Below are 11,191 nucleotides of genomic sequence, written 5' to 3'. Positions count from 1 at the left end.
TATTAGCCATCCAGACATCTGGATGTAATGGTGGCTAACGCTGGCGCAAGGGAAAGCGGTGGTTTAACTACGAGGCGTTATGGATAATGGGTAGAGTATTGTGCTGCTGAAGGCGATAGACTGAAACGAGTGGCTTAGGCATAAAAAAACCAGGCCGTAGCCTGGTTGATAGGTCAAACGTAAACTTACGCTTTTTCGGGTACCACGTTCAGCAGCGCTGTCAGCAGTTTCCAGTAAAGACCAACGCTCTCAATGTGTACCTGCTCATCCGGTGAATGCGGGCCGGTGATAGTGGGACCGATCGAAACCATATCCATGTTCGGATACGGTTTCTTGAACAGGCCACACTCCAAACCGGCATGAATCACCTGGATGTTTGGCGTTTTGCCAAACAGCGCTTCATAGGTTTTACGCGTCAACGCCATAACCGGTGAATCGGCATCGGGCTGCCAGCCTGGATAGCCGCCTTTGGGTGCCGTTTGCGCGCCAGCCAGTTCTCCCAGCGAAGTCAGCACTTCAACCACCCAATCTTTACCGGTATCGATCAGCGAACGAATCAGACAGATAATTTCGGCATTGTCCTGATCCATGCTTACCACGCCAACGTTCAGCGAGGTTTCCACCACGCCTTTGGCGACGTCGGAGTTACGAATCACACCGTTTGGCGTGGCGTTTAGCAGATTCAGGAAGCGATCGCGGCTATCGCTGCTCAGCGCCTGGCCCTGATGCGCCAGCGACTCGGTCACGACCGCGATATTCTTCTCTTTTGCTCCCAGCTCGTTCAGCAAGGTTGCCTGGAAATGGGCCGCAGCCGATTTCAGAGCATCCACTTTATGGCTGTCGATCGCCAGCGTCGCGAAGGCTTCACGCGGGATAGCGTTGCGCAGCGTACCGCCGGTGAATTCAATCAGGCGCACATCGAGATCGCGCGCGTGTAGCGCCAGAAAACGCGCCAGCAGTTTATTGGCGTTGCCCAGACCATGATGAATGTCGGCACCGGAGTGACCGCCTTTTAGGCCTTTCAGCGTCAGCTTCAGGGTTTCATAACCCGCTGGAATGGCTTCACGCGTCAGCGGCAGGGTGGTGATGAAGTCGATCCCCCCGGCGCAGCCCATGTAAATCTCACCTTCCTCTTCGGAATCGGTGTTGATCAGGATGTCGGCCTGCAGCCAGTTTGGCTGTAAACCAAATGCCCCGTCCATGCCGGATTCTTCGGTCATGGTCAGCAGCACTTCCAGCGGACCGTGCGTCAGGCTGCTGTCAGCCAATACGGCCAGCGCAGACGCCATACCAATGCCGTTATCGGCGCCGAGCGTGGTGCCGCGCGCTTTTACCCAGTCGCCATCAACGTACGGCTGAATCGGATCTTTGGTGAAGTCGTGCGCCGTGTCATTGTTCTTCTGCGGCACCATATCAAGGTGTGCCTGCAGCGCCACCGGCGTGCGTTTTTCCATGCCGGCGGTAGCGGGTTTACGAATCAGGATGTTGCCAACCTGATCGCGCTCAACCCAAAAACCTTGCTCTTTGGCCCAGCCAACAACGTATTCGGCCAGCGCTTCTTCGTGGTAAGAAGGGTGTGGAATGGAACAAATTTTGGCAAAAATATCCCACAGCGGTTGGGGTGAAAGTTGCGACAATTCAGACACCATGCGTCTCCTGTGTCAGCGTGGCGGACATACCGCACGCACGCGGGTTTCCAGTAAAAATCGTCGTCAGAACATCTGACGTGATGGGGCTGAGAATATCACTGTTTCTCACCGGGTGCGTAATCAGGCGCGCTAAAAACCTGCAACCAGTAAGACAGATGCTGGTTTTTAAGGCGTCAGATCCTTATAATCTCGCGCAACCTTTTCCCCCTTGCATATTTTTTAAGCCAAGTTTATTGGTTGGGATTCCTTCATATGAGCGAAAAATACGTCGTAACCTGGGACATGCTGCAGATTCATGCCCGTAAACTGGCCCAGCGCCTGCTTCCTGTGGAACAGTGGAAAGGTATTATCGCGGTGAGCCGCGGTGGTCTGGTTCCGGCATCGCTGCTGGCGCGCGAACTGGGTATTCGCTATGTCGATACCGTGTGCATCTCCAGCTACGATCACGATCATCAGCGTGAAATGAAAGTGCTGAAGCGTGCCGAAGGCGACGGTGAAGGATTCATCGTAATTGACGATTTAGTGGATACCGGCGGCACCGCGCAGGCGATCCGCGATATGTATCCAAAAGCGCGTTTCTGCACCATCTTCGCTAAGCCAGCAGGCCGTGCGCTGGTGGACGACTATATTGTCGATATCCCGCAGAACACCTGGATCGAGCAGCCCTGGGATATGGGCGTGGTGTATATCCCGCCTATCGTTAAAAGCTGATTGATGCATCGCAAACAACGCCCGGTTATGCCGGGCGTTGTGCTTTCTGCGTCTCGCGCGCGTATGACGTGTGCAGTACACTCTTAGCCATCGCTGTAACGTTGGCAGGAGAATCACTAAAATGTCTGATAAAAACCTGAGCGAAGAACTCTTTAAACCCCGTTTTAAACACCCGGAAACCTCTTCACTGGTGCGGCGTCAGCATCACACGCCAGCGCAGGTGCATAACGCGTTGGAAGGGGATACCCAGCGCGGCTGGTATCGCATGCTGAATAAGCTGCTGTGGACGTGGCGTGGGTTATCGCCGCAGGAGATCAGCGAAGTGCTGGCGCGCATTGCGGTGAGCAACTTTGAGCGCACCACGGAATCTCTGCTGGATACCGTGATTGGCTATCGCGGCGGCAACTGGAATTATGAGTGGTCAAAACAGGCGGCAATCTGGCAGCAGCGCGCGATGCAATCTGGAAATCACGACGAAGCCGGACAACACTGGCTGCATGCCGCCAATTTATTCAGCCTCGCGGCCTATCCTTATATTAAAGGCGATGAGCTGGCCGATCAGGCGCAGGTGTTAGCCAATCGCGCCTATGAAGAGGCCACGCAGCGTTTGCCGGGTGAACTGAAATCACTGACGTTCCCGATAAACGGTGGCGCGCCGGTGACTGGCTTCCTGCACATGCCTGCGCAGGCTAAAGCGCCGTATCCCACCGTGTTACTGTGCGGCGGTCTCGATTCGCTACAAAGCGATCACTATCGCTTGTTCCACGATTACCTGGCACCACGTGGCATTGCTATGCTGACGCTGGATATGCCGTCGGTGGGTTTCAGCAGCAAATGGACGCTGAATCAGGACACCAGCCAGCTGCATCAGCAGGTGCTGCGCGAGCTGAGTAACGTGCCGTGGATTGATCACACCCGCGTTGCGCTGCTGGGCTACCGCTTCGGTGCCAATGTGGCAACACGGCTGGCGTATCTTGAAGTGCCGCGCGTGCGTGCCGTCGCCACGTTGGGGGCGATGGTGCACAACGTATTTGTTGATGCGCAGCAACAGCAGCAGTTACCGGATATGTATATGGATATGCTGGCGAGCCGTCTCGGCATGTCATCCACCTCTGACAGTAATCTGCGTATCGAGCTCAACCGCTATTCCCTGAAAGTGCAGGGCTTGCTCGGTCGCCGCACGCCAACGCCAATGCTGGCAGCGTACTGGCCGGATGATATTTTTGGCCCGGAAGAGGATGCGCAGTTGATCGCGAATTCCTCTGCGCAAGGTAAGACGCTGGCAATTGCAGGCAAGCCGGTTTTTGCCAGTTTCGACAAAGTCTTAAACCAAATTTGTGACTGGCTGGCAAAACAGTTGCAAAACTAACTGGCGAAACCTCAAACCTCTGCTACTACTTATATCCGTGATTTTCCATTTTTAGTTTCATGGGAAGCTAAAAATGCATTTGATGCGGTTTATTTGAGGGAGAGTTTGCATGACGTTACCGAGTGGTCACCCCCGTAGTCGCCTGCTTAAGCGCTTCACCGAATTGGGGCCGTACATCCGTGAAGGAAAATGCGAAGAGACGCGTTTCTTCTTTGATTGCCTGGCGGCCTGCGTCAACGTCAAGCCTGCGCCGGAGCTGCGTGAATTTTGGGGCTGGTGGATGACGCTGGAAGCGCACGAAGATCACTTCACCTATGAATATCACTTTGGTCTGTTTGATAAAGCCGGCGATTGGGGCACCGCAACCATTAAGGGCAAAGAGAACAATGCCAAAGTGGAGAGCACGCTGCGTAATTTCCACGAGCGTCTGAAAGCGATGCTGTTAGAGCAGAAGTTGGATCTGAAACCGGCGGAAGGGTTTAAAGACGAGCCGGTAAAATTGAGCGCCTGATACTCTCGCGCGTGAATAAATAAGAAAGAGCCGGTGATGAGCCGGCTCTTTTTTTATCGACACAGCAAGGGTAATACGCAATCAGAATTGGTAAGTCAGACCCACGGCTACGATGTCATCGTTGTTCAGGTTCAGCTTGTTGTTATCATCCAGCTGGTTGATTTTGTAATCAACAAAGGTCGACATGTTTTTGTTGAAGTAGTAAGTCATGCCCACGTCGATATATTTAACCAGATCTTCATCACCGATACCTTCGATGTCTTTACCTTTGGTCTGGATATAGCCAAGGGACGGACGCAGGCCGAAGTCAAACTGATACTGCGCCACCACTTCGAAGTTTTGCGCTTTGTTAGCAAAGCCACGTGTACCGATTGGCGTCATATTGCGGGTTTCGGTGTAGATAGAGGCCAGGTAGATGCTGTTGGCATCATACTTAATGCCCGCGCCCCAGGAATCAGCTTTATCGCCATGCCCCAGCGCCTGTTGCTGCTGCTGAATGGTACGATCGGAAGAGGTGATAGCCGACATCAGGCTGACGCCGGTATCACCAATGGTGTAGCCCAGTGATGCACCGTAACCGTCACCGTTCTGGCGAGAGGTATCGGTGATGCTGCCACGGGCGTTGGCGCTGGTCGCATCGTTTTTGCCCTGATATTGCAGCGCGAAGCGCAGGCCATCAACCAGACCGAAGAAGTTGCTGTTGCGGTACGTGGCCACGCCGGTAGCACGCGCGGTCATGAAGTTATCGGTACGCGCTGTACCGTCACCACCAAACTCTGGGAATACGTCCGTCCATGCCTCTACGTCGTAGAGCACGCCGTAGTTACGACCGTAATCGAATGAACCGTATTGACCGAATTTCAGACCGGCAAAGCCCAGACGGGTTTTGTTGCCGGCGTTCGCGTCAGAACCTTCAGAGTTATTGACGTTGTACTGATATTCCCACTGGCCGTAACCGGTCATCAGGTCGTTGATCTGCGTCTGACCTTTGAAACCGATACGAACGTAAGATTTGTCGCCGTCCTGGCTCGCATTATCGCTGAAGTAATGTTCAGCTTTAACGCGGCCGTAGAAGTCGAGTTTATTACCATCTTTGTTATAAACTTCTGCGGCGTTTGCGGTGGAAGCCAGCGCCAGCGCTGAAACGACTAATGCCAGTGTGCTTTTCTTCATTTTGCTATCAATCCCAATGAGTAAAATTTGTTGTACCCGTGAAAGGTTTTGTAAAACACGGGACTTTTTACCGGGTGGCGATGAACGTTTTATGACAGTTTTTCGGATTTCTTGTTAATTGCGAACTTTTGGTCTAGCGCATTGTCAGCGGATTTTTGTGCTTTTCCCCTTGCTGCTGTTGGCTTCCTTGCTCACTCCTGATAAAACGTCCCTTCGCAGATTTTTTTCTTATATGGCAGGAAAAACATGAGTGGCAGTCAGACCCTTGTGGTCAAGTTGGGTACTAGCGTCCTCACCGGCGGTTCGCGTCGGCTGAATCGGGCGCACATGGTGGAGCTGGTTCGTCAGTGTGCACAACTGCACGCGGCGGGCCATCGCATTGTTATCGTTACCTCCGGCGCGATTGCCGCTGGGCGCGAACACCTTGGTTACCCCGAACTGCCGCCTACCATCGCCTCAAAGCAGCTGCTGGCTGCGGTGGGGCAGAGCCGTTTGATCCAGCTGTGGGAACAGCTGTTTTCGATTTACGGTATCCACATTGGGCAGATGCTGCTGACGCGCGCCGATATGGAAGATCGCGAACGCTTCCTCTACGCGCGCGATATGCTGCGTGCGCTGCTCGATAACCACATCGTGCCGGTAATCAACGAGAACGATGCGGTAGCCACCGCCGAGATTAAAGTCGGCGACAACGACAATCTGTCGGCGCTGGCGGCGATGCTGGGCGGCGCCGACAAACTGCTGCTGCTCACCGATCAGCAAGGGCTATTCACCGCCGATCCGCGTACTAATCCTGAAGCGTCGCTTATCAGCGACGTGCACCAGATCGACGACGCGCTACGCACGCTGGCGGGCGGCAGCGTTTCCGGCCTCGGTACCGGCGGCATGGCCACCAAGCTGCAGGCGGCGGACGTGGCTTGTCGCGCCGGCATTGATGTGATCATCGCCGCTGGCAGTCGTCCAGACGTGATCAGCGACGTGCTGTATGGCAAACCGGTGGGCACGCGCTTCCACGCGCAGCAATCGCCGCTGGAAAACCGCAAGCGCTGGATCTTTGGCGCGCCGCCTGCCGGAGAGATCACCATTGATGATGGGGCACTGGCGGCGATGCTGGAGCGCGGCAGCTCGCTGCTGCCGAAAGGGATTCGTGAGGTGCAGGGCAACTTCTCACGTGGTGAAGTGATCCGCATTCGCAGCCTGCAAGGGCGGGATATCGCTCACGGCGTGACGCGCTACAACAGCGATGCCATGCGCATGATCGCCGGTCATCACAGCCAGGAAATTGGCGAGATTCTCGGTTACGAATATGGCCCGGTAGCGGTGCACCGCGACGACATGATCGTCAGTTAAGGAGTGGATGATGTTAGACGAAATGGGTAAAGCGGCGCGTGCAGCGTCGTACAAGCTGGCGGAACTCACCACCGAACAAAAAAATCAGGTGCTGCTCACTATCGCCGATCGCCTTGAAGCCGAAAGCGCCGAGATTCTGGCTGCGAACCAGCAGGATCTGGCCGATGCGCGGCAAAACGGCATGAGTGAAGCGCTGCTCGATCGTTTGACGCTTAATCCGCAGCGCCTGAAAGGGATCGCGGATGATGTCCGCCAGGTCTGCCGCCTGGCCGATCCGGTGGGGCAGCTGATGGATGGCGGCCAGCTGGATAGCGGTCTGCGCATTGAACGTCGTCGCGTACCGCTCGGCGTTATTGGCGTGATCTATGAAGCGCGTCCGAACGTCACCGTCGATGTCGCCTCCCTTTGCCTGAAAACCGGCAATGCCGTGATTCTGCGCGGCGGTAAAGAGACGTATCGCACCAATGCGGCCACGGTGCGGGTGATTCAAAATGCCCTGACGCAGCACGGTTTACCGGCGGGTGCGGTACAGGCGATTGAAAATCCCGATCGCGAGTTGGTTAATCAGCTGCTGAAGCTCGATCGCTACGTCGATATGCTGATCCCACGCGGCGGCGCAGGTTTACACAAGTTGTGTCGTGAAAATTCGACCATCCCGGTCATCACCGGCGGCATCGGCGTTTGCCATCTCTATCTGGATGAAACCATGGAGACCGAGGCGGCGCTGGAGGTGATCGTCAATGCGAAGAAACAGCGGCCAAGCGCCTGTAATTCGCTGGAAACGCTGCTGATTCATCGCGATCGGGCGGAGCGCTTTATCCCGGCATTCCTGCAGCGCATGGCGCAGGAGAAGATCGTGCTGCACGGCGATGAAAACGTGCTGGCGCTGCTGCAAAACGGCCCCGCTGACGTGGTGGCCGTGCAAGCGGAAAACTACGACGACGAATGGTTGTCGAACGATCTGAACGTCAAACTGGTGGCCGATATGGATGCCGCCATCGCGCACATTCGCGAGCACGGTACGCAGCACTCCGACGGCATCCTGACGCGCAGCCTTAGCAACGCCAATCGCTTCGTCAACCAGGTTGATTCCTCTGCGGTCTACGTTAATGCCAGCACCCGTTTCACCGACGGCGGCCAGTTTGGCCTGGGTGCCGAAGTGGCAGTCAGCACGCAGAAGCTGCACGCGCGCGGTCCTATGGGTCTGGAAGCGCTAACCACCTACAAATGGATTGGTTGGGGCGACGATACGCTACGTCGCTAATGTTCGCTCCTGCATGACAATGGGCACCGAAAACGGTGCCCATTTTTTTCGCTTTCGATCCAGTTATTTCCAGAGGTTTTTGATTTATTTCTGTCATCTATGGCGGGGTCACGGCTTTTCACCCATTTTTTCCTTTAGATACTGGTCTTACTGCTACAGAACAATCCTGAAAACCCCTGTCAGAACAAGCGATATGGCATTGTTCACTGGTTTCGGCATAACCGAAGGGGATAATGATCATGCAGCCTCATTGATAAAAGCGGTTGGGTAGTAAACTGACGGTAATATAAAATGAACTGGTAGCAAAAATGAAAATAACATTCAGTCTTTTACTGAAGGCAGATTATTAACTGATGGTTAAAAAAGAAAGTACCAGACAAGGGTTTACTGCCAGGCTGATTGCCGCGTGTGAAAGCGCGGGAATTGTCGGACATGGACGGAACAAACAGGTTGCGCTTGCTCTGCAGGAGAGGGGATGCAAGATCTCAACGCCGGGGGTTTGGAAATGGTTTAACGGACAATCGATTCCTGACGATAACAATCTACTGGCGCTCAGCCAGCTGTTAGACGTGCGCGTTGAGTGGCTGCAATTTGGTATGGAAAAACCGGCTGCCTTACTCACGCATCACAGTCTCACCCCTCCGCAGCATTTATTTCGCGTCGAGAGTCTGGATATTGGACAACATGGCGTCCGCAGCAGCAGCACGCGTGATGAACTGGTCGAAACCATTCAAGCCATTGAATACGGTCTGGAAGAAGCGCGCGTGTTGTTTAATGGCCGTCCGGCCGAAAACATTCGCCTCATTGCGCTCAACAGCGATTCGATGGCGGGCACTTTTGCGCCACGCGATCAGCTGTTTGTCGATATCAGCGTGCATCGCTTTGATGGCGATGGCATTTATTTATTTACGCTTGACGATCAACTCTATCTCAAACGCCTGCAGTTACAGCACAAAAAGGTGGCGGTGATCTCCGATAACAAGCGTTATGAAACCTGGTATTTAACCCTCGACGAAGCCAAAACATTGCAAGTGGTGGCGCGGGTCATCATGAGCCAGGCGCGCGATTACCAAATCCTGGGCTGATCGTATCACCTCAGCCACGGGCAAAAAAATATTGTGGCTGAAATCAAAAATTTAACTGATGGTAAATAAAAAATTAACCATTGGTGTTTGCCAATGCATTAGATCCTGTTAATAATTTGAGCATAGAAGGACGACACACCTGCTCCCGGATGAGCCCGCTCTTAAACAATTGAGGCGCTGCACAAGCGCGATGCATACCACCCAAAGTTAGTGAACTTTGGGATGGGGTGGATACGCACTTTGCAGCGTTGTCAGTTGCCCTCTGTTTTTCACTCTCCTCTACTTCACCCTGGCCGTTAATACTGCCGGGCGAGTTGACGTCGAGTGTTTTTCAGAGGAACAGCGGACGCTTCGGTTTAAGCCGAGTTGCCGTGCCTGCCACCCCATCGCCAAAGACTCATTCACAGGAGGAGTTATGGCGATTATCCAGTACGGAAAATCAGTATTTTCAGGTAATACACGCACGCGCCGCCATCGGCGGCGTCAATCCATCAGCCGCCTTAAGCGCAGCATCGATAGCGCTCTCGGCATCGAACCCGATAACATCACCTTGCGTACCGCTGAACGCATCTGTCAGCGCCAGACGCACTCACGCGTAGATTGCGCCGTTCTGGCGCCGACGCGCGTTCAGCAGGAACAAGCCAGCTTTGATAACTGCTGTTTACCCCATGTGTATTTGTACGCCGTGCGCTAATCCTTTCATCACTTTTCCCCAGTTTTAAACGGGACGTTTCTTTGTTGCTCACTGTTTAAGCATCCTTGAGCGTTTCGCTTATCAAATGACGCGCTCAAGCCGGTGAAGGATCAGCGTGATTTATGTTTGTTTGCCGTTTTGCGCAGCCCATTTCAGGCCGTTGCGCCCGTCAAAGAGGAACGACTATGAGCCAGATTATTGCCATCCTGAATTTCGAAGAGGGTTACCGCGAAGCGCCTTACCTTGACACCTTGGGGTTTCCCACCGTCGCGGGGGGAATTCGTATTGGCCCGAAAGGTGCCTCGCTCAGCAATTACATCTTTCAGGTGCCACGGCCCGTGGGCGACGTGTGGAAGCAATGCATTGTCGAGGGCAAGGTGCAGCAGATGAATCAGCGTGCGCTGGTGCAACAGGCGCTCGCCAAATGCAACGAAGCGCGCTGCGATGTGTTGATCAGCATGGGCTATCAACTCGGTATTGATGGGCTGGCGATGTTTCGCGGCATGCTGACGTCCATCACCCAAGGTGACTTTGACGCTGCTGCCAACGCCATGCTCGATAGCCTGTGGGCGCGCCAGACCTCAGGACGCGCGCGGCGGCATGCGGAAGTGATGCGTAGCGGCACCTACGACATCTATCGGGGGTTGCTATGAACCTGAAACTACTGATTTTTATCATTGCCGTGCTGCTGGTGATCATTGTGGTGCTGATCATGCAGCGCTTCACCACGCTGGAGTTCGTGAAGCATGCGCGCCTGCTGTTTAAAACCTGGTCGGTGTGGCTGGCGTCGCTGGGTTCAATGCTGAGCGCATGGGTGCAATCTTTCCCCTCCGCGGCGCTTGATGCGTGGAACAACATGCCACCAGACGTGAAAGAGATTCTGCCGCATAACTACCTTGGGCTGATTGGCGCCTTCATGGTGGCGATGGGCGTGATTGCTCAGTTCATTCGTCAGAAGAGCCTTAACCAACAGAAAACGGCGCTGGAGGAAAAAGCATGACGTTTCTTATGACATTGCTCGGCGGCAGCTGGCACTGGCTGGCCGCGCTGGCGGGCGTGATTGCCGCGCTGGCTGCCAGCTACTTCGGCGGCAAGAAGATCGGCAAGGTGCAGCAACAATCTCAATCCGCAGTGGAAAGCGCCGACAAAGCGGCAGCACAGGCGGTGGCGGTTAATCAGCAGCAGCAACAGCTGCGCGAGGAGGCCAAACGTGTGGAAGCCAGCAATCTTAATCTTGATGACGCTGCTGCTCGCGACAAGCTGCAGCAATCGAAATACCACCAACCCTGAAGCCCCGGTCGTCATCGACTCTGCCTGTACGCTTTTTTCCCCGATTTATACCCACGGCAATGACGCTGAGCGCATGGACGTTCGCACCGTGCGCG

Annotated in this window: 12 protein-coding genes; 10 read left to right on the top strand and 2 right to left on the bottom strand. The window is 54.5% G+C overall.

All coding sequences use genetic code 11. The features are described from left to right. Window positions 1-185: 185 nt before the first annotated feature. On the bottom strand, window positions 186-1,646 hold the full coding sequence (gene pepD, locus CRO19_RS04660; RefSeq protein WP_176519196.1) for a beta-Ala-His dipeptidase: 1,461 nt from the start codon (window positions 1,644-1,646) through the stop codon (window positions 186-188). 255 nt (window positions 1,647-1,901) lie between these two features. Between pepD and gpt the strand changes: the two genes are divergently transcribed. From gpt to crl, 3 genes are all read left to right on the top strand, one after another. Next, entirely contained in the window at window positions 1,902-2,360 is a 459-nt protein-coding gene (gpt, locus tag CRO19_RS04655) for a xanthine phosphoribosyltransferase (protein ID WP_007887137.1), read from the top strand. Between the two features lie 121 nt (window positions 2,361-2,481). Next, entirely contained in the window at window positions 2,482-3,729 is a 1,248-nt protein-coding gene (gene frsA / locus CRO19_RS04650) for an esterase FrsA (RefSeq protein WP_097094813.1), read from the top strand. Window positions 3,730-3,838: 109 nt separating this feature from the next. Then, window positions 3,839-4,240 (top strand): sigma factor-binding protein Crl, encoded by a 402-nt coding sequence (gene crl, locus CRO19_RS04645; protein WP_097094812.1) that lies wholly within the window; start codon window positions 3,839-3,841, stop codon window positions 4,238-4,240. 81 nt (window positions 4,241-4,321) lie between these two features. On the opposite strand, the gene ompC is transcribed toward crl, so the two are convergent. After that, complete coding sequence (gene ompC, locus CRO19_RS04640; protein WP_097094811.1) at window positions 4,322-5,413, bottom strand: porin OmpC; 1,092 nt, start codon at window positions 5,411-5,413, stop codon at window positions 4,322-4,324. A gap of 246 nt (window positions 5,414-5,659) precedes the next feature. Between ompC and proB the strand changes: the two genes are divergently transcribed. The 7 genes from proB (at window position 5,660) to CRO19_RS04605 (ending at window position 11,096) form a co-directional block, all read left to right on the top strand. Then, the gene (gene proB / locus CRO19_RS04635) at window positions 5,660-6,763 is read left to right on the top strand and encodes a glutamate 5-kinase (protein ID WP_097094810.1); all 1,104 of its coding nucleotides are present in this window, start codon (window positions 5,660-5,662) and stop codon (window positions 6,761-6,763) included. Between the two features lie 10 nt (window positions 6,764-6,773). Beyond that, window positions 6,774-8,027 carry a glutamate-5-semialdehyde dehydrogenase gene (proA, locus tag CRO19_RS04630; RefSeq protein WP_097094809.1) on the top strand — a complete coding sequence of 418 codons (1,254 nt, stop codon included), beginning with the start codon at window positions 6,774-6,776 and terminating at the stop codon, window positions 8,025-8,027. Between the two features lie 353 nt (window positions 8,028-8,380). Next, on the top strand, window positions 8,381-9,112 hold the full coding sequence (locus CRO19_RS04625) for a S24 family peptidase (protein ID WP_097094808.1): 732 nt from the start codon (window positions 8,381-8,383) through the stop codon (window positions 9,110-9,112). A gap of 415 nt (window positions 9,113-9,527) precedes the next feature. Next, complete coding sequence (locus tag CRO19_RS04620) at window positions 9,528-9,806, top strand: transcriptional antitermination N peptide (RefSeq protein WP_097094807.1); 279 nt, start codon at window positions 9,528-9,530, stop codon at window positions 9,804-9,806. Window positions 9,807-9,991: 185 nt separating this feature from the next. Then, the gene (locus CRO19_RS04615; protein WP_097094806.1) at window positions 9,992-10,459 is read left to right on the top strand and encodes a lysozyme family protein; all 468 of its coding nucleotides are present in this window, start codon (window positions 9,992-9,994) and stop codon (window positions 10,457-10,459) included. Next, the gene (locus tag CRO19_RS04610) at window positions 10,456-10,806 is read left to right on the top strand and encodes a DUF7940 domain-containing protein (RefSeq protein ID WP_097094805.1); all 351 of its coding nucleotides are present in this window, start codon (window positions 10,456-10,458) and stop codon (window positions 10,804-10,806) included. Before CRO19_RS04615 ends, CRO19_RS04610 begins: the two co-directional genes overlap by 4 nt. Continuing rightward, entirely contained in the window at window positions 10,803-11,096 is a 294-nt protein-coding gene (locus CRO19_RS04605) for a hypothetical protein (protein WP_097094804.1), read from the top strand. The genes CRO19_RS04610 and CRO19_RS04605 overlap by 4 nt, the downstream gene beginning before the upstream one ends. Window positions 11,097-11,191: the final 95 nt, after the last annotated feature.

This window comes from Candidatus Pantoea floridensis (genome assembly GCF_900215435.1).
Lineage (GTDB): Bacteria > Pseudomonadota > Gammaproteobacteria > Enterobacterales > Enterobacteriaceae > Pantoea > Pantoea floridensis.
The sequence above is the reverse complement of the archived record's forward strand: the minus strand, read 5'-3'. Positions and strand labels throughout refer to the sequence as shown.